Origin of the sequence: Mesorhizobium sp. B2-1-8 (assembly GCF_006442545.2) — a bacterium.
GTDB lineage: Bacteria > Pseudomonadota > Alphaproteobacteria > Rhizobiales > Rhizobiaceae > Mesorhizobium.
Genome location: NZ_CP083952.1, coordinates 5,503,824 through 5,524,657, shown reverse-complemented (window position 1 = coordinate 5,524,657; position 20,834 = coordinate 5,503,824). Strand labels below are relative to the sequence as shown.

General features: G+C 63.5%; 16 protein-coding genes. 9 read left to right on the top strand and 7 right to left on the bottom strand.

What is annotated here, in order from left to right:
- Positions 1 to 17 precede the first annotated feature (17 nt).
- Complete coding sequence (locus FJ970_RS27230; RefSeq protein WP_140757660.1) at positions 18 to 863, top strand: phosphogluconate dehydrogenase C-terminal domain-containing protein; 846 nt, start codon at positions 18 to 20, stop codon at positions 861 to 863.
- A 54-nt stretch (positions 864 to 917) separates the two neighbouring features.
- The gene (locus FJ970_RS27225) at positions 918 to 1,715 is read left to right on the top strand and encodes a sugar phosphate isomerase/epimerase family protein (RefSeq protein WP_140757659.1); all 798 of its coding nucleotides are present in this window, start codon (positions 918 to 920) and stop codon (positions 1,713 to 1,715) included.
- 11 nt (positions 1,716 to 1,726) lie between these two features.
- Here the strand turns inward: FJ970_RS27225 and mtnA are convergent, their stop codons facing one another.
- Both mtnA and mtnK read right to left on the bottom strand, forming a co-directional pair.
- The gene (gene mtnA, locus FJ970_RS27220) at positions 1,727 to 2,821 is read right to left on the bottom strand and encodes an S-methyl-5-thioribose-1-phosphate isomerase (protein ID WP_140757658.1); all 1,095 of its coding nucleotides are present in this window, start codon (positions 2,819 to 2,821) and stop codon (positions 1,727 to 1,729) included.
- Positions 2,818 to 4,092 carry an S-methyl-5-thioribose kinase gene (gene mtnK, locus FJ970_RS27215; RefSeq protein ID WP_140757657.1) on the bottom strand — a complete coding sequence of 425 codons (1,275 nt, stop codon included), beginning with the start codon at positions 4,090 to 4,092 and terminating at the stop codon, positions 2,818 to 2,820. Before mtnK ends, mtnA begins: the two co-directional genes overlap by 4 nt.
- A gap of 137 nt (positions 4,093 to 4,229) precedes the next feature.
- Between mtnK and FJ970_RS27210 the strand changes: the two genes are divergently transcribed.
- The 3 genes from FJ970_RS27210 (at position 4,230) to FJ970_RS27200 (ending at position 7,915) form a co-directional block, all read left to right on the top strand.
- Complete coding sequence (locus FJ970_RS27210; protein WP_140757656.1) at positions 4,230 to 5,741, top strand: sugar ABC transporter ATP-binding protein; 1,512 nt, start codon at positions 4,230 to 4,232, stop codon at positions 5,739 to 5,741.
- Between the two features lie 76 nt (positions 5,742 to 5,817).
- Positions 5,818 to 6,813, top strand: coding sequence for an ABC transporter permease (locus FJ970_RS27205; protein ID WP_140757807.1), 996 nt, complete (start codon positions 5,818 to 5,820; stop codon positions 6,811 to 6,813).
- Positions 6,814 to 6,862: 49 nt separating this feature from the next.
- Entirely contained in the window at positions 6,863 to 7,915 is a 1,053-nt protein-coding gene (locus FJ970_RS27200) for a substrate-binding domain-containing protein (RefSeq protein ID WP_140757655.1), read from the top strand.
- Here FJ970_RS27200 and FJ970_RS33960 read toward each other — a convergent pair.
- From FJ970_RS33960 to FJ970_RS27180, 4 genes are all read right to left on the bottom strand, one after another.
- The gene (locus tag FJ970_RS33960; protein WP_415752012.1) at positions 7,821 to 8,222 is read right to left on the bottom strand and encodes a type II toxin-antitoxin system YafQ family toxin; all 402 of its coding nucleotides are present in this window, start codon (positions 8,220 to 8,222) and stop codon (positions 7,821 to 7,823) included. The genes FJ970_RS27200 and FJ970_RS33960 overlap by 95 nt on opposite strands.
- A gap of 50 nt (positions 8,223 to 8,272) precedes the next feature.
- Positions 8,273 to 8,530, bottom strand: coding sequence for a type II toxin-antitoxin system RelB/DinJ family antitoxin (locus FJ970_RS27190; RefSeq protein WP_140757654.1), 258 nt, complete (start codon positions 8,528 to 8,530; stop codon positions 8,273 to 8,275).
- Positions 8,531 to 8,616: 86 nt separating this feature from the next.
- On the bottom strand, positions 8,617 to 10,671 hold the full coding sequence (locus FJ970_RS27185; RefSeq protein ID WP_140757653.1) for a bifunctional aldolase/short-chain dehydrogenase: 2,055 nt from the start codon (positions 10,669 to 10,671) through the stop codon (positions 8,617 to 8,619).
- 86 nt (positions 10,672 to 10,757) lie between these two features.
- Positions 10,758 to 11,723 (bottom strand): sugar-binding transcriptional regulator, encoded by a 966-nt coding sequence (locus FJ970_RS27180; protein ID WP_140757652.1) that lies wholly within the window; start codon positions 11,721 to 11,723, stop codon positions 10,758 to 10,760.
- A 203-nt stretch (positions 11,724 to 11,926) separates the two neighbouring features.
- On the opposite strand from FJ970_RS27180, the gene FJ970_RS27175 reads away from it, so the two are divergent.
- From FJ970_RS27175 to FJ970_RS27160, 4 genes are all read left to right on the top strand, one after another.
- Complete coding sequence (locus FJ970_RS27175; protein WP_140757651.1) at positions 11,927 to 13,567, top strand: acyl-CoA synthetase; 1,641 nt, start codon at positions 11,927 to 11,929, stop codon at positions 13,565 to 13,567.
- A 189-nt stretch (positions 13,568 to 13,756) separates the two neighbouring features.
- Positions 13,757 to 14,362 carry a TetR family transcriptional regulator gene (locus FJ970_RS27170; RefSeq protein ID WP_140757650.1) on the top strand — a complete coding sequence of 202 codons (606 nt, stop codon included), beginning with the start codon at positions 13,757 to 13,759 and terminating at the stop codon, positions 14,360 to 14,362.
- 54 nt (positions 14,363 to 14,416) lie between these two features.
- The gene (locus FJ970_RS27165) at positions 14,417 to 15,559 is read left to right on the top strand and encodes an efflux RND transporter periplasmic adaptor subunit (RefSeq protein WP_140757649.1); all 1,143 of its coding nucleotides are present in this window, start codon (positions 14,417 to 14,419) and stop codon (positions 15,557 to 15,559) included.
- Between the two features lie 258 nt (positions 15,560 to 15,817).
- Positions 15,818 to 18,964, top strand: a complete 3,147-nt coding sequence (locus tag FJ970_RS27160; RefSeq protein ID WP_140757648.1) for an efflux RND transporter permease subunit — start codon at positions 15,818 to 15,820, stop codon at positions 18,962 to 18,964.
- A gap of 78 nt (positions 18,965 to 19,042) precedes the next feature.
- Here the strand turns inward: FJ970_RS27160 and FJ970_RS27155 are convergent, their stop codons facing one another.
- Positions 19,043 to 20,752: an APC family permease gene (locus tag FJ970_RS27155; protein WP_140757647.1), complete on the bottom strand. Its 1,710-nt coding sequence runs from the start codon at positions 20,750 to 20,752 to the stop codon at positions 19,043 to 19,045.
- Positions 20,753 to 20,834: the final 82 nt, after the last annotated feature.

Here is a 20,834-nt window from a genome sequence, read left to right as displayed (position 1 = left end):
AAATGGGAGAAGAGCAAATGTCGATATCGGTAGCGGTGCTTGGAGCCGGCGGGAAAATGGGCTTCCGCGTAACCGGAAAGCTGATCGGCGCTGGCTATGGTGTCCGTGCCGTGGAGGTCGGCGAGGCGGGCCGCAAACGATTGGCTGAATCAGGCATCGCCGCCGTTGCCATGGAGGAAGGTATTCCCGGCGCCAAGGTCGTGGTGATGGCCTTGCCGGACAACATCATCGGCCAGGTGACGCGGCAGATCTCGCCCATGCTTGCCAAGGGCACCATGATCCTCGTTCTGGATGCGGCCGCACCCTATGCCGGCGACCTGCCGAAGGACCGGCCGGACCTCACTTATTTCGTCGGCCACCCCTGCCATCCACCCTTGTTCGGCGACGAAACGGAGTGGGCCGCGCGTCGCGACTATCATGGCGGCATCGCCAAGCAATCGATCGTCTGCGCCCTGATGCAAGGTCCCGAAGAGCACTACGCGCTTGGCGAGGAAGTGTGCAAAGCGATGTGGTCGCCGATCATCGACAGCCACCGCGTCACGGTCGAACAGCTGGCGATCCTGGAGCCCGGCCTGTCCGAAATGGTCGCCATGCCTTTCGTCGACACGATGGTCGAGGCGGTCGAGGAGTGCGAGCGCAAATACGGTATTCCCAGGCAGGCCGCGCTCGATTTTCTGATCGGCCATTTGAACGTCGAGATCGCCATGTGGTTCGGCTTCTCGCCGAAAGTGCCGTCCGACGCGGCGCTGCGCTTGATGCGGTTCGCCAAGGGCGTCGTGGTCCGCGACGACTGGCGCGAAGCGCTGTCGCCGGCCAAGGTGAAGGAAGCCTCCGAATTGATCGTCTACGGCAAGGGGGCCTGAGCCCTGCCTTCGCGGATCATATCGGTATCGACCGCGCTCTTCGACGGCTACTCCATGGACCTGGCCGTCGAAGAGATTGCCGCTGTGGGTGCTGCCCATGTCGAGCCGGCCTTCATTCGCGGCTATGTCGATTTCGATGAAGGCATGTTTGCCGACGCGAACGCGTCGCGGTTGCGCCGGACGGCGAAACATGCCGGGCTTGGCATCAATGCCGTGTCGGCTCATCTCGACCTGTCTGGGCCTGATGCCATCGAGGCGTTGTCCCGGCGCATCGGCTTTGCCGCCGGCCTTGGCGCATCCTTCCTGATCACCAATGCCGGCCCGATGACGGACAGCGCGGCGATCCGCACGACGATCGATGCCGTTCTGCCGAGGCTGGAACAGGCTGACATCGTTCTGGCGCTCGAGAACCCCGGACATGGCTGCGGCAATCTGCTCGGCAGCGCGCGATCAGGGGCAAGCTTCGTCCGCGCCATCGGATCGCCGCACATCCGCCTGAACCACGACGCCGGCAACATTTTCACCTACAGCGGCGAGACGATGCAGCCGTCGCAAGATATCGCCGATGCCATCGACATGGTCGGCCATGCTCATCTGAAGGATGTCGTCAGCACCGGGGCAGGATGGGCGTTCTGCGCCATCGGCGACGGCTCGGTCGGCTATGAACCCTATTGGGCGATGCTTCCCGCGATGCTGCCGGTCAGCATCGAACTGCCATTGCGATTGGAGCGCCCGGGACGCCGTGATCCTGAGCGACGCAACACGCCCGTCGACATCGCCGCCATTCGCGGCGCCTTGCGGCGCTCGCTGGATTTCGTGAACGCGTTGGAGATCCCGGACGTCGAGTTCTGAGCGCGTCCCGACTATCCGCGTTCGGGGAACATGGCCTTCAGCCCTTCGCGCGAAGCCTTGGCGATGCCGCGCTCGGTGATCAGTCCGGTCACCAGCCGAGCCGGCGTCACGTCGAAGGCGGGGTTCCTTGCCGGCGTCGCTTCGGGCGATACACGCACCTGGGCGATCTCGCCCTCGGCGGTCTTGCCCCAGACCAGCGACACCTCGTCGCCCGAGCGCTCCTCGATCGGGATCTCGGCGAGGCCGTCGCCCACGGTCCAGTCGATGGTGGGCGAGGGCAGCGCGACGTAGAACGGCACGTCATTGTCGGCGGCGGCGAGCGCCTTCAGATAGGTGCCGATCTTGTTGCAGACATCGCCATCGGCTGTCGTGCGGTCGGTGCCGACGATGACCATGTCGATCGCGCCACGCTGCATCAGATGGCCGCCGGCATTGTCGACGATCAGCGTGTGCGGCACGCCGTGGCCAGCCATCTCCCAGGCGGTCAGCTGGGCGCCCTGGTTGCGCGGCCGTGTTTCATCGACATAGACATGGACGGGAATGCCGGCTTCGACGGCGAGGTAGATCGGTGAAGTCGCTGTGCCGTAGTCGACTGTCGCCAGCCAGCCGGCGTTGCAGTGGGTGAGGATATTGACCGCCTCGCCCGGCTGCTTGCGCGCCGCGATCGCCTTGATGATGGCGAGACCGTTCTCGCCGATGGCGCGGTTCAGCCCGACATCCTCGTCGGCGATTTCACTGGCGCGCCGATAGGCGGCCGCGGCGCGTTGTCCGGCCGGCAGCGGTCGCAGGAAACGCCGCATCTCGTCCAGAGCCCAGCGCAGGTTGATCGCCGTCGGCCGTGTCTCGTGCAGAGTTTCCCACACAGTGTCGAGCGCTTCGTCGGACGGATCGTGCGCCATCTGCATGGCGACGCCATAGGCCGCGGTGACCCCGATCAACGGTGCGCCGCGCACCCACATGTCGCGGATCGCGGTGGCGATGTCGGCGACCGTGCCGAGCTTCTCGATGCGGAATTCATGCGGCAGCCAGCGCTGGTCGATGATCTCCACCGAGCGGCCGTCGTCGCTGAGCCAGATGGTCCGATAGTGGCGGTCGCCGACGTTCAAATGCTGTTCTCCCGTTCGATCAGCGCGGCCAGTGTGTTGACCTCGTCGATGCTGTGAATCTGGCGCCGGTTGACGGCGATGTGACGACCGAATTTCAGCGCCTTCGACTCACAACTGGCGCGCAGATCTTCATCGGCAATGGTCTCGAAGTCGGCATTGTGGGCGAGGCCGAGGATGCGCCTGTGCACCTCGATGCCGGCAAAACCGAGCAGATCGTCCCAGATCTGGTGCAGGACATTATCGAGCGCCTGCTCGGCGCCCAGCCTGTCGCCCTGATCCTCGAACAGGCTTTTTTGATAGAGCATGCCGGCGCGCTCGGTGCGCCACAGATGCGAGAACTCGGCGCGGAACACCGCCCATGTCTCGACGACGACATCGAGCAGATAGGCGCGCATGGCGTCGCGCTTGCCCTTCTGCTCATGCCCGCGTTGCGAGAAGAACGACATCCAGAAATTGGCGAGCAGCATGCCGACATCGAAGGCCATCGGACCGTAGAAGGCGAACTCCGGATCGATCATCCGCGTTTCCTGGTCCGTGACCATGATCGAGCCGGAATGCAGGTCGCCATGCAGCAGCGTCTCGGCATTGGCGGCGAAGATCTGCTTCAGCCGCTGCGCCTCCACCTTGAGGTCACGGTCGGCCCGCAGTTCGGCCACCAGCCCGTCGAGCTGCGGACTGGTGTGGCGGTTCATCTTGGCGTCGAAATAGGGGTCTGAGAACACCAGGTTCTCGGTGATGTCGCAAAGTTCGACATTGTCGGCGAACAACGCCAGGTCCGCCTTGCGATCCTTGGTCGCCATCGACAGATCGGAACCGCGAAACAGCGTGCGGGCCATGAACAGGCCGATATCCCTGGCAATGTTGGGCAATTGGCGGCCGTCGATCAGGGCGCGCCTCAGAATGATGTGTGGCGGCGCCAGATACTCCATGATGATCAGCGCCTGGACTTCGTCGAAGTAGTAGATCGCCGGCACCGAGCCCGGCGCGCGCGCCTCCTGGCGGGTCAGCGCGTGATACTCGAAGAAGGAGCGTTTGAGCGGCAGCGGCCAGCTGTCGCCGACGAGGCGGACATAAGGCAGGGCTTGCTTGACGATGGCACCGCCACTGGCACCTTCGACGATGAACACCAGGTTCAGATTGCCGTCCCCGACCTCGCGGACCTTCCAGGCGCTAGCATCCTTGCCGATCTTCGCGCACAGCGCCTCGTTCGTACCGAGACGTGTTGCGAGGGTCTCCACTGACAATGCTTCGAACGGCAATTTCCCAGTCATCCTTGTCCCTCCCGCCGATGTGCTCCGATCATAAGGGAGCCTTGGCGGCGAGGCCAAGCTAGGAAGCTGTCTGGCAATTGTCAATCGTGTTGACAATTGCCGACATTGACCATAGCGTCATGGTCAGGGAGGAACGCATGGTCGGCAATGCCGTGTTCCGCGTAGAGGGACTGAGGAAATCCTTTGGCCGCAACGAGGTGCTTGGCGGCATCGCGCTGGACCTCCATGCCGGTGAAGTGACCGTGCTGATGGGCGCCAACGGCGCCGGTAAATCCACCCTCGTCAAGATCGTCAGTGGCGTCTACGAGCGTGGCGGCGGCAGCATGACGCTTGCCGGGCAGGATTTTACGCCGAACACGCCGGCGGAAGCGATCCGCGCCGGCGTCGTCACCGTGCACCAGAACATCAATGACGGCGTCGTCGCCGACCTCGATGTCGCCACCAATCTCACGCTCGACAGGCTGAGCGGCCGGGGCGTGCCGACCCTGTTCAATCCCGCTCGCGTGCGCCGTGAGGCCAAGGCGGTCGCAGACCGCATGGGGCTGGCCATTGATCTCAAGGCCCGCGTCAGCGACCTTTCGCTCGCCGATCGCCAGATGGTGGCGATTGCCCGAGCGCTCGCCCATCAGCCGAAGGTGCTGATCCTCGATGAGCCGACCTCGTCGCTCTCCAGTGCCGAAGCCGACAGGCTGTTCGCGCTGGTCGACCGGCTGCGCGAGCAAGGCGTGGCGATCCTCTACATCTCGCACCGCATGTCGGACATCAGGCGGCTCGCGGACCGCATCGTCTCGATGCGCGACGGTGTCGTCTCCGGCGCCTTCGACACCAAGCCGCTCGACTATGAGGGTGCGGTCAACGCCATGCTCGGCCGCAAGATCCATCTCGACCGGATCGTCGCCAGAAGTTCGGCCAGGGCGGTCCTGAGCGTCGAAGAGCTGCGCATCGCGCAGGGTGCCCGGCCGATCTCCCTGACGCTTGGCGATGGCGAAGTCGTCGCCATCACCGGTCTCGTCGGTGTCGGCAAGACCGCTCTTGCCGAGACGCTGTTCGGTGTGCGCCGACCGCTCGCCGGCACCATGACGATGAACGGCAAGCCTTACGCGCCGCGCTCGACGGGCGACGCGATCGCCGCCGGCGTGTTCCTCGTCGCCAAGGATCGCGCCACCAGCGGCATTGTCGGCGGCTTCAACATAGAGCGCAATGTCAGCCTGCCCTTCCTCAAGCGGATGTCCAGTCTGAGTGTCCTCAAACGCCGCCTCGAACGCGCCACCGCACGCCGGCAGATCGAGCAACTCGGCATCGTCTGCCGCTCGGAGAAGGATGAGATGTCGGCCTTGTCCGGCGGCAACCAGCAGAAGGTGATGGTCGCCCGCTGGATGGCGCAGAATGCCGCGCTATTCATCCTCGACGAGCCGTTCCAGGGCGTCGACATTTCGGCCCGGCGCGATATCGCAGCCAAGCTGAGGGCAAGCGCCAATGGCCGCGCCACGCTTTTGTTCGTCACCGAACTCGACGAAGCGCTGGAGACGGCCGACCGCATCCTGGTGATGTCGGAGCACACAATCGTCGGCGAACACCGCAACGCCGATGTCGATCTAGATCGCCTGCTGGCCGAGGTCGCGGGCGGGCCGCTGCACAGCGCCGCCTGAGCGTGGCGGACGATGGAATTGGAATGGAGAGATCATGGGTTGGAGTTGGGACGGCAGCGGCGCCGGGGTGCGCGCAATGACGCTGCGCGACTACGCCATCCGCTATGGGTTCATAGTGCTGTTGTTCGGATTGGTCGCTTATTTCGCGATCGCCGCCGACGGGTTCGTCTCGCCGCAAAGCGCCGTCTTCATCTTCCAGTCGGTCGCCATCACCGGCGTGCTGGCGCTCGGCGTTACCGCAACTTTGGTTGTCGGCGGCTTCGATCTGTCGATCGGTTCGGTCGCGACCTCGGCCATGATGGCGGCGGCCTATGTCATGGTGGTGCTGGAGCAGAACGCTTTCGTGGCGGTCATCGTCTGCCTGCTGATCGGCGCCATTGTCGGCCTGATCAATGGCTGGCTGATCGTCTACATGCGCGTGCCGGACCTGCTGGCGACGCTCGGCATGATGTTCCTGCTCGTCGGCCTGCAGCGCATCCCGACAGAAGGCCGCTCGATCGCCACCGGCATGACCATGCCCGACGGCTCGGTCGCCAACGGCAAGTTCTCCGATTCCTTCCTGGCGCTTGGCCGCCACCGCTTCGACTTCTTCATCCCGAACCTCATCCCGGTGTCGGTCGTCGTGCTTCTGGTGCTGGCCGTGCTGATCTGGTTCTTCCTCGAATATACCCGCTTCGGCCGCATGATGTATGCCGTTGGCTCCAATGAGCGCGCCGCCGAACTCGCCGGCGCGCCTGTCAAGGCATACAAGATCTGGGCCTACGTCATTTCAGGAGTTTTTGCCTCGATCGGCGGCATTTTGCTCGCCGCCCGGCTTGGACGCGGCGACATCGCCTCGGGTAATAATCTGCTGCTCGATGCGGTTGCCGCGGCGCTGATCGGCTACGCGGTGCTCGGCGCCGCCAAGCCGAACGCCTTCGGCACCGCCGTCGGCGCGCTGTTCGTCGGCATCTTGCTGCAAGGCCTGACGATGATGAACGCGCCTTACTACACGCAGGATTTCGTCAAGGGCGTGGTTCTGGTCGTCGCCCTTGTCTTCACCTTTGCCCTTTCGGGCAGGGGCAGGAGCTAGCATTCGGCCGGATAGGATTTTGGGTTCAACAAAAGTGGAGGAAAACAAGGTGAACATCACAAGAAGACTTCTGGGGAAGGTGGCGCTCGGGCTGGCCGGCGCAACCATGCTGATGCAGGTCCCGGCATTGGCCGCGGACAAGCCGGCGCCATTCGACAAGCCCGGCGTCAAGATCGCGCTGGTGCGCTATCTCTCGACCGGCGACTTCTTCCAGGCCTACCTGTCGGGCGTCGAGGCGCAGTCGAAGGCGCTCGGCATCGATCTGCGCGTGCTCGACAGCCGCCAGGACGCCGCCCTTCAGTCCGACATGGTCGACCAGGCCATCGCGCTCGGTGTGCAGGGCATCATCATCCAGCACGGCCTGACGGAATCGATGAAGGACGCCGCCCAGCGCGCCGTCGACGCCGGCATCAAGGTGGTGGCATTCGACGTCAATGTCGAAAACCCCAAGATCCCGCAGATCGAACAGTCGGACAAGGACCTGGCGCGTCTGGCCCTCGAGCAGGCGGTCAAGGATAATGGCGAAAGCTGGAACGCCGGCTATGTCTACGTCGCCGGCATCGCGCCGCTCGACCGCCGCAACGAAACCTGGGTCGACGTGAAGAAGAAATATGCCGGCATCAAGGAAGCCGCCATGTTTGGCACGCTCGACAATCCGATCGCCAACTCGGTCGCCAACCAGGCGCGCTCGGTGCTGTCGGCGCACCCCGACATCAACGTGATGTTCGCCCCTTATGACGAATTCGCCAAGGGCGTGAAGATCGCCGTCGACGAAGCGAGCCTGAACAAGAAGATCAAGATCTATTCGGCCGACATTTCGACGTCCGACATCGCGGCGATGCGCGAGCCTGACAGTGCGTGGGCGGCGACCGCGGCGACCAACCCGGCCGTCGTCGGCCAGGTCTCGGTGCGCGCCCTGGCGCAACTGCTCGCCGGCGAAGATCCCGGCCACAACGTCATCGTGCCGCCGACGCTGATCACCCAGAAGGAGCTGATCGACAAGGACATCAAGAACATGGAAGACCTGTCGGCCAAGCTGCCGCAGTTCGCCCATGCCGATGTCGCCATGCCTGCCTGGATGCCGAACCCGAACGCGAAGTAGCTTTCGGCACAAAACTCTTGCTGGTTGCTGAGTTGAGACGAAATGAAAGCCGCCCTGCAGCAAATCGCTGCGGGCGGCTTTTTCGATGACGTTCACTCGTTGAACAGGAACCGGTACGGGCAAGCTGCAATTCGTCGCCGACAACGCGGTAGATCAGGAGCCAGTCTGGTTCGATATGCGCGTCACGAAAGCCTTTCCAATCCCCTTTCAGAGGATGATCCTTATACATCGCCGGCAGTTCATGTCCGGCGATGAGCAGGCCTAACAGATCGCGCAACTTGCCCAGGTTCTTGCCACGTTTTTCCATACGCTTCACGTCCCGGCGAAATTGCCCGGAGTGAATGGGCACTGGCACGCTTAGATTCCCAAATCCTTGAACAACTCATCAGCCGAGGCAAAGCGCTTGCCTTTGCCTTTTTCCAACTCGGCCATGGCCTTTTGAGTGGTGGCGTTCGGCACTTTCACTGGGAAAGGGAATTCCTTGTCGGCGGCGACGCGCACCAGAAGCAGGCGAATGGCATCGGAGACCGACAAGCCCATGGCTGCCAAGGCCTCCGTTGCCTGATCTTTCGTAGCGCTGTCGATGCGAGCGCGGACCACTGAATCCGTTGCCATATCGTGGCTCCTTCATGTTGAGCCACAATGTAGCTACGATTCGCAACTCTTACAAGCGGATCGCTGCGAACGTTCAGGCAGCAAGCCTATCGCAGCGCCGCCGCGATGTTGCCGCCGTCGACCGTCGTCACATCGGCGGTCGTCCGGTCGGCCAGGGCATGGTGCAGGAAGGCCTGTGCCACATCCTGTGCCGTTACCTCCTGGCCGAGCAGATTGCCGGACATGTATTCCTTCTCCGACACGCCGCGCGCGCCCGAGCGGCTGGCGATCATGGCGTCGGTCAACAGCCCGGAGCGGATGCGGTCGGCGTTGACGGCGTTCGAACGGATGCCATGGGCGCCGTAGTCGAGCGCGTATTGCCTGGAGAGGAACAGTGTCGCCGCTTTCGGCACGCCATAGGCGCCGAATTTCGGGCCGGGGTTGACCGCCTGCTTGGAGGTGTTGAACAGGAGAGCGCCGCCGGTGCCCTGTTCGAGCATGATGCGCACGGCGTTCTGCGCCGCCGACTGGTGGGCGAAGAAATTGAGCTCGAAGCTCTTGCGCAGCAGCGCATCGTCAAGCTCGCCGATGCGGCCTTCCCAGGCAGCACCCGCATTGGACACCAATATGTCGACGCCGCCGAACACGGCCACCGCCTTGTCGAAGGCGGCGCGCATCTGAGCCGGGTCGGTGATGTCGGCGCCAACGCCGATCGAATTGTTGCCGGCCTTCCTGGCGGCGTCAGCGGCCTTTTCGGCGTCGAGATCGACGACGACGGCATGAGCGCCATTGTCGGCGAACAGTTTTGCCGTCGCCGCACCGATCGCGCCGGCGCCGCCGGTGATCAGCACCACCTGTCCGGTCAGCGGCTTCGGCTTGTTGGAAGCGAGCTTGGCCTGTTCAAGCGACCAGTATTCGAGCGGGAACAGGTCGGCCTTGGACAATGGGTGGAAGCGCCCGACCGCCTCCGCACCGCGCACTGCCTCGATCCACATCTCGCCGACGTCCGATGCGATCCTGGCATCCTTCAGCGTGCGGCCGTGGCCGAACATGCCGAGCCCCGGCACCAGCGTCAGCCGGGGCATCGGGTCGAGCATGGTGCGCTTGACGTCGTCGAGCGCGTCATTGGTCTCGAAATAGGCGCGATAATCGCTGGCGAAGCCGTCGACATGGCTCTCGATCACCACCTTGTAGTCACCGATTTTGTCAGCATCGGGCGCAGGCACGGCCATCGGCCCGGTCTTGATGCGGATCGACAGATCCGGCGTCGACACGCCACGTCCGGCATAGTCGGCGATCTCTGCCGAATTGATGAAATCGACGATCGCGTCCGAGGTGCGGAAATCGCTGATCATGCGGTCGAAGCGGCCTTCGCCGCGTGGCGCCGCGACAGCGCCGCGCAGCATCGGCGCGATCTCCGCCGGTGACGCGAGCCTTGCCGGCAATGCCGCCTTTGCAGCCTTGGGCTTGGCATGCTTGGCCACATAGTCCTCGGCGACGTTCACATAGTGGATCATCCGGTTATAGGCTTGCCTGGCGTCGTCGCCGAAGGTGAAGATGCCATGCTTGTCGAGGATCAGGCCTTCTACCGTTGGGTCGGCGTCGAAGACATCGGCCGCTGCCTTGGCGAGGTCGAAGCCCGGCATGATGTAGGGCACGTAGCCCATCTTTGTTCCGAACACCTTTGCCACCAGCGGCTTGCTGTCTTCCTGGTCGACAATGGCCAGGATGGCGGTCGAATGGGTGTGGTCGACGAATTTGTGCGGCAGGAACGCATGCAGCAGGGTCTCGACCGAAGGGTTGGGCGAGGCGGGGTCGATCAGGTTTGCCCGCTGCAGGGCGACCATGTCCTCGTCGGAAAGCCTGTCCAGCTTGCGCGCCTTGAGCAGGGCGCCCATCTTGACGGCGGGCAGACCCTGCGGCTCGATGACGGCCATGTCCCAGCCGCTGCCCTTGACGCACAGCACGTCCCACTCGTCGCCGACGAGGTCGGTCGCCTTGATCTTGCAGGAGGTGTTGCCGCCGCCATGCAGGACCAGCTGTGGCACGCCGCCCAGAAGCCGCGTCGTGTAGACACGCAAGGCCAAGTCGCGACCGACGCCCTTCTTCGCATAGTCGGCAACGAGTTTTTCGGCCGCGTCGTCGTTCCACAAATTCTTCATGTTCGCTTCGTCCAGTTGCTGTCTTTGATGGTGAAACAGGAATGCCACGACGCCTTGATGACGATGCGTCGGCAAAGGATTGGTTTTCAGGATGCCTTTTCTGCTGACGTTCCGGCATGATCGAGCAGCCGCTGCGCCATGCGTGCGCCGACCACCAGATGCGTGCAGAGGCCGCCGGCGATGGCCGCGAGCAGCGGCTCGAACTTACTGTCTTCCTGCACGACCATCAGCCGCTTCTCGATGACGCGCAGTGAGGCAAGCCCAGCCGAGATGACCCGCCGGTTGTAGCTGCAGTCGAGCAACTCGCCACCGGCGTCGATGATCTGCCCGGCAATGACACCGGCGGCACCTTCCCCGCGCAGTGCCGCCATCTCGGCTGCCGTCAGCGCGCCGCACTTCACCAGATGGCTGTCGGCATCGACCGCGCCGATGGAGTAGAGCGCAAGATCGCAGTCGCTGATCCCGGCAAGCTGATCGCGGATCACCGGCTCGGCGCGCAGGCCTTGCGCCAGTTCCTCGGTCGACAGCACCAGAGGCGCGTAGAAGTTGAGGCCCTTGGCATTGAGCCGCCGCGCGATTTCCATGGTGCACTGGTCGGGCCGGTAGGAATACGGCGCGCCGAGATTGCCGCAGAGCTGCACCACGGTGACGTCCTGCAGGTCGGCATAGGACATGATGTCGGCGATCGTGTAGACGGTGCGGCCCCAGGCGACGCCGATGCGATCGCCTTTCCTGACGAGTTCCAGGAAGACGCTTGCCGCCAGCACCGCGATATCGGTCGAGGGGTCGGCGAGATAGGCGCTTTCCGGCGCTATCCAGACGGCGTCGAGCTTCAGGGCGTCTTCCAGCCTGCGCGCCATGACGTCGTCGGTGAAGAGCTGCGTCGAGGTCGAGATGTTGACGATCCCCGTCTCGCGCGCCTTGCGCAGATACATGGCGACGGAAGCGCGTGAAATGTTGAGCTGATTGGCCACTTCGTCCTGGCGAAGCCCATGGGCATAGTAAAGCCAGGCCGCCTTGTGGATGAGCTGTTCTGCCGGTCGGATCGCCATGCCGCCTCCTTGGCTGACATTAGTCACGGCTCTCGACAAAAGTCAAATTCGGATGAACGGGAAGGGATCTTCTGCCGTCGTGGCACAATCGAGATCACCATTCCAGCAAGTCGGCGCAGTATAGCATTCTCAGCCCTTCAGGGGGGATAGCGTGACGACGAGCCCGGGGTTAGAAAGCTCGAAAAGACTTTGGGGAGGACGGGATGGCCAATCCCTACGAACAGGATCTCGACAGGAACGCCGCCAACCACCAGCCGCTGACGCCGCTCACCTATCTGGAGCGCGCGGCGAAAACCTATCCCGACCACATTGCCATCATCCATGGCGGCCAGCGCATCAGCTACCGCGATTTCTGGCGCCGCTCGCTGAAGCTCGCCTCGGCCCTTTCCAAGCACGGCATCGGCAAGTGCGATACGGTGACGGTCATGCTGTCGAACACGCCGCCGATGCTGGAGGCGCATTTCGGCGTGCCGATGACCAAGGCGGTGCTGCACTCGCTCAACACGCGCCTCGACGCCGCGGTCATCGCCTTCCAACTCGACCACGCCGAGACCAAGGTGCTCATCGTCGATCGCGAGTTTTCCGGAGTCGTGCGGGAGGCGCTCGGTCTGGCCAAGGTCAAGCCGCTGGTTATCGATTACGACGATCCCGATTACGCCGCTGACGCGCCCTATCCGAAAGGCGAGCGGGTCGGCACGTCGGACTATGAGGATTTTGTCGCTGGCGGCGACGAGGATTTCACGTGGTCGATGCCCGACGACGAATGGGACGCCATCTCGCTCAACTACACGTCGGGCACGACGGGCAATCCCAAGGGCGTCGTCTACCATCACCGTGGTGCGGCGCTGATGGCCTACACCAACACCATCCATGCCGGCATGGCCAAGCACGCGGTCTATCTCTGGACCTTGCCGATGTTCCATTGCAATGGCTGGTGTTTTCCTTGGACGCTCGCCGTCCAGGCCGGCACGCATGTCTGCTTGCGCTGGGTACGGCCGAAGCCGATCTATGACGCCATCGCGGACCACGGCGTCACGCATCTGTGCGGGGCGCCGGTTGTCATGTCGGTGCTGATCAACGCCAGGGAGGAAGACAAGCGCGCGTTTGCGCAGACGGTCACCTTCAACACAGCCGCCGCCCCTCCGCCCGAAGCCGTGCTGTCGGGCATGGCGGACGCAGGCTTTGCCGTCACCCATCTCTACGGTCTGACCGAAACCTATGGTCCCGCCGTGGTCAACGAATGGCACAATGCTTGGGACGCGCTCGACAAAGGGGCGAGGGCGGGCAAGAAGGCACGGCAGGGCGTGCGCTATGCCGCGCTCGAAGGCCTGACGGTGATGGATCCCGAAACCATGGCCGAAACACCCGCCGACGGTGAGACCATCGGCGAAGTCATGTTCCGGGGCAACATCGTCATGAAGGGCTATCTGAAGAACCGCAAGGCGACGGACGAGGCTTTCGCCGGCGGCTGGTTCCACTCCGGCGATCTTGGTGTCATGCACCCCGACGGCTACATCCAGCTCAAGGATCGCTCCAAGGACATCATCATCTCCGGTGGCGAGAACATTTCCTCGATCGAGGTCGAGGACGCGCTCTACAAGCATCCCGCCATCGCCTCCTGCGGCGTCGTCGCACGTCATGACGACAAATGGGGCGAGGTGCCTGTCGCCTATGTCGAACTGAAGCCGGGCAAGGAGGCGAGCGAGGCCGAGATCATCGAGCACTGCCGCGGTCTGCTCGCCCGCTTCAAGGTGCCGAAAGCGGTGATCTTCGCCGAGATACCGAAGACCTCGACCGGCAAGATCCAGAAATTCCGGCTGCGGGAAATGGCCAAGGTCGCCTGAATCCGTCCGGCGGCCTTTCGAGAGAATATTTTCAGAGGCCCGCATCCTGAGGGCGCCTTGTGACGTCTATTGGATGTCACCATCTGTCACCTATCGTACGCGTACATCGAATCTGCGTTGACACAGTGCTCTTTTCGATTTACGAGTGATGAAAATCGAAATTCGTCACTCGTTATTTGACAGAGAGCTATGTCCGAAGCCGCCAACATCGTCGCCGACGTCGCCCGACAGGAAAATGTGACGCGCATTCTCGATTGCGCCGAGCGCCTGTTCCGGCACTATGGCTACGGCAAGACCAACGTCGCAGACATTGCCCGCGAACTCGGCATGTCGCCGGCCAACATCTATCGTTTCTTTGCCTCCAAGGTTGAAATCCACCAGGCCGTCTGTGGCCGGATGCTCGGCGCCAGCTACAACATGGCCTACGAGATCATGCACCTGCCGGTCAGCGCCGAGGAGAGGCTGCGGCGCTACGTGCATGCACAGTACAAGATGACGATGGAGGTGATGCTCGACGACCAGAAGGTGCACGAGATGGTCATCGTCGCCCTTGAGCGCGATTGGGGCGTCATCGACAAGCATGTCGACAGCATCCACGATCTCTTCGCCGAGGTGATCCGCGAGGGTATCGAGGCCGGCGAGTTCAGGAAACAGGACCCGGTGACCGCGTCGCGCTGTTTCGGTGCCGCCACCGTCATCCTGTGCCATCCGCAGATGGTGGCGCAGTGCCTCGCCAAGACCAATCGGGCGATGCCCGACGACCTCATCGATTACGCAATCAGAGCCTTGAAATAGCCGCCGCCAGCCGGTGCCGGTGTCGACAGTCCGTCTCCAGTCGGGAGTATCACGATGTTTTTGCCCAGTTCCATCCTTCGCAAGCTGCCAGTTGCCGGCCTGATCGTCGCATCGCTTGGGCTCGCCGGCTGCTCGCAGGAAAAAGCGGAGGTGAAGGACATCATCCGCCCGGTCAAGGTCGTCGAGATCGCCCAGGCGCATGATACCCGCACGCTGTCCTATTCCGGATCGGTGCGCGCCCGCACCGAGAGCACGCTGGGTTTCCGCGTCAACGGCAAGATCACCGAGCGTCTCGTCGACATCGGCCAGCGCGTGGCGCCTGGCGATGTTCTCGCCCGCATCGATCCGTCAGACTACGACCTGTCGGTCAAGAGCGCGCAGGCCGCGCTGGATGCCGCCGAACGGCAGGTTGAAACCGTCGAACTCGCCCGCAAGCGCGCCGAGCAGCTATTCGCCAAGAACTTCGCGCCGAAATCGCAGCTCGAACAGGCGACGCTGACCTATGACCAGGCCGTCGCCACACGCGACTCCGCCCGCTCGACCCTTGCCCAGGCCAGGAACCAGGTCGGCTATACAGACCTCAAGGCCGACAGGGACGGCATCGTCACGGCGGTCAACGCCGATGTCGGCCAAGTGGTCGGGTCGGGCACGCCAGTGGTTACCGTCGCGGTCGATGGCGAAAAGGAAGTTCTGATCGCGGTTCCGGAAATGGAGATCGCGCAGTTCAAGCCGGGCAAGGACGTCAAGGCCGGTTTCTGGTCAGACGATGGGCTGAAGCTCGACGGCAAGGTTCGCGAGGTCGCCGGCAGCGCCGACCCGCAGTCGCGCACCTTTGCCGTCCGCGTCAGCCTGCCCAACGACCCGCGCGTGCTGCTCGGCATGACCGCCAATATCGAGGCGTCGGCAGCCAACGAAAAGCAGCTCGTGTCCATCCCGCTCAGTGCGCTCGCCGAGAAAGACAGCCAATCGATCGTCTGGACCGTCGATCGTGGCGCCGACACCGTTCATGCCCGTCCGGTCAAGGTCGCCGAGTTCGCCGCCGACGGCGTGCGTGTCGCGGAGGGATTGAAACCGGGCGATATCGTGGTCGCCGCCGGTACGCAGTTCATGACCGAGGACCTGAAGGTGAAGCTCGCCGGCGGCATCACACAGCAGTCCGCCTCGGCCGAGGGCGGGGAAGCCAGCCAGTTGCGCTGACGACAGACAGGTCGGCCGCGCGTTCCCGCGGCCGCAGGTTTCCGGGCGGCGTGCCCGAAAGGTCGAGACGTCAAGACCGATGTACCCCCGCATCGATCCTCGCGTCCCACCGCGATGAGTGTCTCTCCGCTCGAAGAGCGACGCCGCCCGGAAACCAGTACCGAACGCAGATGATTTCGTTTCGCGCGCCGCGCTTCTTCGGAGCACCTTCCTCGAAGCACAATGGCGCCGGCAACCAAGCAAAGTGGACCAGCACCGATGACGACCTCCACTGAAGAAAAGCGGCCCTTCAATCTCTCTCGTTGGGCAATTGGCCATCCCTCGATTGCGCGCTTCCTGTTCGGGCTGATCATCATCGCCGGCGCGCTCGGCCTGATGCGCATGGGCCAGAAGGAGGATCCCGACTTCACCTTCCGCGTCATGGTCGTGCAGGCGATCTGGCCGGGCTCCTCGATCCAGGAGATGGAAGACCAGGTCGTCAACAAGATCGAGCGCAAATTGCAGGAGACGCCGCATCTCGACTTCGTGCGTTCCTTCACCCGGGCCGGCAGCGCCATCATCACCGTGCAGATCAAGGGCGACACCAATGCCGAAGAAGTCAAGGACGCCTTCTATCAGGTGCGCAAGAAGGTCAGCGATATCCAAGGCGATCTGCCGCAGGGCCTGCTCGGTCCGTATTTCAACGACGAGTTCGGTGACACCTTCATCACGCTGCATTCGATCAGCGGCGACGGCTTCTCCTATCCGGAGCTGAAGAAGTTCGCCATCCAGGCGCGCGATATGCTGTTGACGACGCCCGGCGTCGAAAAGGCCGTCATCATCGGCGACCAGCCGGAAAAACTCTACATCGATGTCTCGTCCAAGGCGCTGGCCGAACGCGGACTGACGCTGACCGACCTGCAGAATGCGATCAAGGGCCAGAACAACGTCGACCCCGCGGGCTCCGTCGACACCGGCGCCAATTCGGTGCGCATCTCCGTCGAAGGCGACGTCGCCAAGGCCGCCGACATCCGCGAACTGCGCCTGCGCGCCGGCGGCCAGGTCACCCGGTTGGGCGACATCGCCACCGTGACTTCGGGGCTGGAAGACCCCTTCCAGCGCAAATACCGCTTCAATGGTCACGACAGCGTGCAGCTTGGCGTCGTCATGGCCAAGGGTTTCAAAGTCACCGACGTCGGCAAGGATGTCGAGGCGACCTACAAGCGCTTCGAGGAAGCGCTGCCCTATGGCGTTTCGGTCGACCAGATTTCCGACCAGCCTGAAGTCGTCAGGGATGCCGTCAGCGAATTCATGCATGCGCTCGGCGAAGCGCTGCTGATCGTGCTTGTCGTCTCGTTCCTGTCGATCGGCTGGCGCTCGGGCCTGGTGATCGCCATCGCCATACCGCTGGTGCTCGCCGCCACCTTCGCCATCATGTACGAGATCGGCATCGACCTGCAGCGCATTTCGCTGGGCGCGCTGATCATCGCGCTCGGCCTGCTCGTCGACGATGCCATGATCGTCGTCGAGATGATGGAGCGGAAGCTCGAGGAGGGGCTGGTCAAGATCGAGGCGGCGAGCTTCGCCTATTCCTCGACCGCCTTCCCGATGCTGACCGGCACGCTGATCACCACCGCCGGCTTCATCCCGGTCGGCTTCGCCGCTTCGACGGCTGGCGAATATGTGCGCACCCTGTTCTATGTCGTCGGCATCGCGCTGATCGTGTCGTGGTTCGTGGCCGTCTATTTCACGCCGTGGCTGGGGCATATGATCCTGAAGCAGCGCAAGCATGCCGGCAGCCATCACGACGCCTTCGACACGAGCTTCTATCGTCGGCTGCGCGCCACGGTCGGCTGGGCCGTGCGCCACCGCATCATCGTCCTGGTGATGACGCTGGTGACTTTCGGCACCAGTCTGTGGGCGTTCCAGTTCATCCCGCAGAATTTCTTCCCGCAATCGTCTCGGCCCGAAATCCTCGTCGACCTCTGGCTGCCGGAAGGCACCAGCATCAAGGAGGTCGAGGCACAGGCCAAGGCCCTGGAAGCCAAGATGATGGACGACAAGGACAAGCGTTTCATCGCCACCTACATCGGCGAGGGCGCCCCGCGCTTCTTCCTGCCGCTCGACCAGCAGCTGCGCAATCCGAACTTCGCCCAGATGCTTGTCATGGCCAATGACGAGCCGGCGCGCGAGCGGCTGATCGTCAAGCTGCGCACGGTTCTGGCGCAGGATTTCCCGTCGATCCGTGCCAAGGTCGACCGCCTGTTCCTCGGACCGCCGACCGGCTGGCCCGTGCAGATGCGCGTCATGGGTCCGGACCGCCAGGAGGTGCGCCGCATCGCCGACCAGGTGAAGGCGAAGTTCCGGCAGAATCCGCTGCTCGGCGCGGTGCATGACGACTGGCTGGAGCCTGTTCCGGCGATGAAACTGGTCATCGACCAGGATCGCGCCCGTGCGCTCGGCGTCACCTCGCAGCGCATCCGCCAGATGCTGCAGGCCGCGATGTCCGGCGCGCCGCTCGACGATTTCCGCGATGGCGAGGAGACGGTGTCCATCGTCGCCCGCGAGCCGGATGCCAGCCGCAGCCTGCTGTCGTCGGTCGACTCGGTCTATATCCCCACCGATTTCGGCGGCTTCGTGCCGCTGTCGCAGGTCGCCAAGGTGGTGCCGGTGATGGAGCAGGGCATAGAGTGGCGCCGCGACCGCCTGCCGACGATCAGCGTGCGCGCCACATTGCCCGACGGCGTGCAGTCCAACGACGTCGTCACCAAGATGTACAAGGACATGCAGGGCCTGCGTGACGGCCTGGCGCCTGGTTACAAGATCGAGATCCAGGGCGGGGCCGAGGATTCGGCCGAAAGCCAGGCTTCGATCGCCGCCAAGGCGCCGATCATGCTGGCCATCATCGTCGTGCTCCTGATGATCCAGCTGCAGAACTTCGGCAAGGCGATGCTGGTGCTGGCCACCGGTCCGCTCGGCATCATCGGTGCCGCCGCCGCTCTGCTGATCAGCGGCGCGCCGTTCGGCTTCGTCGCCATCCTCGGCGTCATCGCGCTGCTCGGCATCATCATGCGCAACTCGATCATCCTGGTCGACCAGATCGATCAGGACATTGCCAGGGGCATGGACCGTTCCGAGGCGATCATCGGCTCGGCGGTGCGCCGCTTCAGGCCGATAGTGCTGACGGCGATGACCGCGGTGCTGGCGCTGATCCCGATCTCGCGTGCCGTGTTCTGGGGGCCGCTCGCCTACGCCATGATGGGCGGCATCATGGTCGCCACCGTGCTGACCATCCTGGTGCTGCCGGCGGGGTATGCGCTCTTCTTCGGCCGCGAGCCCAAGAAGGCCAAGACCGACGAACATGCGCCGGAGCCAGGGGAGATCGAAGGCATCGAACGTCCGCAACTGGCATTGGCGGCCGAATAAGAAAAAAACCGGCCGGTCGATTTGCGACCGGCCGGTTTTTCTTGATGCAACAGCTTGGCCCGCCTGGCGGTCAGACCATCAGATGACGAACACCCAATTGGCGATGAGCATGACCGCCACGCCGGCGACCAGCGTCAGATAGGGCAGCATGCCCGCCTTTTTGATCGAAAGGTCGGCTCCCGCCATGCCGAGGTCGGCCAGCATGTGGTCGGGGAATTTGCCCTTGTCCTGGATGTAGTGGCGGAAGCAGAACACCGGGATGATCAGCGCGGCCGTGATCAGCCCCGCCCACAGCGCCATCGGGTTCCACACCTTGGCGCCTGCGCCCATGAAGATGGCGTTGACATAGGCGAAGATCGCCCCGATCCCCAAGAGCCAGCTCGGCGCTTTCCACGGCCGTGCGATATGGCCGTTGTCGATGCGATGGATCCAGCCGGCGTTGAGGTTGAGGAAGTTGAAGATGATGTAGCCGCAGTTCGACACGGCGAGGATGAAGAAGAAGCTCGTCGCGTCGGCCGACGCAATGGCCAGCACGATCAGGTTGAAGCAGAGGTCGGTCCACATGGCCCGCGTCGGCGCGCCGTGCTCGTTGACGTGGCTGAGATAACGCGGCAGCCAGCCGTCGACCGAGCCCTGGTAGAGCGTGCGCGACGAGCCGGCCATCGCCGTCATGATGCAGAGCACCAGCGCCAGGATCATCAGCATCACCAGAAGACTGTGGATCAGCCTGCCGCCGCCGACCATGCCGGCCAGCGCATCGGCCACGCCGGAGCCGTCGACGATCGGCGTTGCCAGCATGCCGTTCAGGCCCAGCACGCCCTGGAAGGTGAAGGGCACCAGGATGAACAAAAGCATGCACAGCAGGCCGGAATAGAAGATCGCCTTGAACGTATCGGTGCCGGGGTTCTTGAATTCCGACGTGTAGCAGACGGCCGTTTCGAAACCATAGGTCGACCACGCGGCGATGAACATGCCGCCGAGCGCCAATGTCCAGCCGGCGATGTTCCAGGAACCGGGCTCGGGTGCGTAGGCTGCGGCGAGCGGCACCAGCGGCGAAAAGTTCGACCAGTCGATCTGGCCGGTGAAGATCGGCACCACCCCGACGATCAGCATCGGGATGATGACCAGCAGTCCGATATATTTCTGCACGCTGGCGGTGCCCAGGATGCCGCGATGCTGGATCGAGAAGATGATCAACATCAGTACCGCGCCGATGAAGAAGGTGGCGTTGAGCGTGAACGAGACCGGACCCAGCGTGTGGCTCCACAGCGTCCAGTTACGGATCGCCGGCGTCGCGGCGGCCGTCACCGCAGTGATCGCATCGGCGGCACTCGTTCCGGCATGCGCGGCGATGTAGGCGACGACATCGGGCGAGGTTTCGGTGAACAGCGGCACCGGCGCCAGGGCGTTTAGGATGTAGGCGGCGGCGATCGAGCAGCCGAGCGAAAGGACCGGCGACCAGGCAAACCAGTTGCACCACACCGACAGCGGCGCGATGAACTTGGAATAGCGCAGCCAGGCCGTGGCGCCGTAGATCGAGGCGCCGCCGGACTTGTTCGGAAATAGGCCGGCGATCTCGGCATAGGTGAAGGACTGCAGGAAGCCCATGATCATGGACACCGTCCAGATCAGGAAGGCCAGCTTTCCCGTCGTGCCGGCAATGCCGCCGATCGAGAACAGGACCAGCGCCGGAACGCCGCTCGCCACCCAGAAGGCGCCGCGCCAGTCGATATGCCTGAGCAGCTTGCTTTCGGCAGGCTGGTCCAGGACCGTACTTATCGTGCTCATGTCGATGAGTTCCCCTTTTTCGATGCTCCCCGCCAGCGATGCCTCGGCTACGCGAAGCTTGCTCCCCGGCAAATGATCGTTC

Coding starts and splice junctions, on each gene's coding strand:
- FJ970_RS27230 (WP_140757660.1), top strand. CDS start 18: ATGTCGATATCGGTAGCGGTGCTTGGAGCCGGCGGGAAAATGGGCTTC.
- FJ970_RS27225 (WP_140757659.1), top strand. CDS start 918: ATGGACCTGGCCGTCGAAGAGATTGCCGCTGTGGGTGCTGCCCATGTC.
- mtnK (WP_140757657.1), bottom strand. CDS start 4,092: ATGACTGGGAAATTGCCGTTCGAAGCATTGTCAGTGGAGACCCTCGCA.
- FJ970_RS27210 (WP_140757656.1), top strand. CDS start 4,230: ATGGTCGGCAATGCCGTGTTCCGCGTAGAGGGACTGAGGAAATCCTTT.
- FJ970_RS27205 (WP_140757807.1), top strand. CDS start 5,818: ATGACGCTGCGCGACTACGCCATCCGCTATGGGTTCATAGTGCTGTTG.
- FJ970_RS33960 (WP_415752012.1), bottom strand. CDS start 8,222: ATGGAAAAACGTGGCAAGAACCTGGGCAAGTTGCGCGATCTGTTAGGC.
- FJ970_RS27190 (WP_140757654.1), bottom strand. CDS start 8,530: ATGGCAACGGATTCAGTGGTCCGCGCTCGCATCGACAGCGCTACGAAA.
- FJ970_RS27185 (WP_140757653.1), bottom strand. CDS start 10,671: ATGAAGAATTTGTGGAACGACGACGCGGCCGAAAAACTCGTTGCCGAC.
- FJ970_RS27180 (WP_140757652.1), bottom strand. CDS start 11,723: ATGGCGATCCGACCGGCAGAACAGCTCATCCACAAGGCGGCCTGGCTT.
- FJ970_RS27175 (WP_140757651.1), top strand. CDS start 11,927: ATGGCCAATCCCTACGAACAGGATCTCGACAGGAACGCCGCCAACCAC.
- FJ970_RS27170 (WP_140757650.1), top strand. CDS start 13,757: ATGTCCGAAGCCGCCAACATCGTCGCCGACGTCGCCCGACAGGAAAAT.
- FJ970_RS27165 (WP_140757649.1), top strand. CDS start 14,417: ATGTTTTTGCCCAGTTCCATCCTTCGCAAGCTGCCAGTTGCCGGCCTG.
- FJ970_RS27160 (WP_140757648.1), top strand. CDS start 15,818: ATGACGACCTCCACTGAAGAAAAGCGGCCCTTCAATCTCTCTCGTTGG.
- FJ970_RS27155 (WP_140757647.1), bottom strand. CDS start 20,752: ATGAGCACGATAAGTACGGTCCTGGACCAGCCTGCCGAAAGCAAGCTG.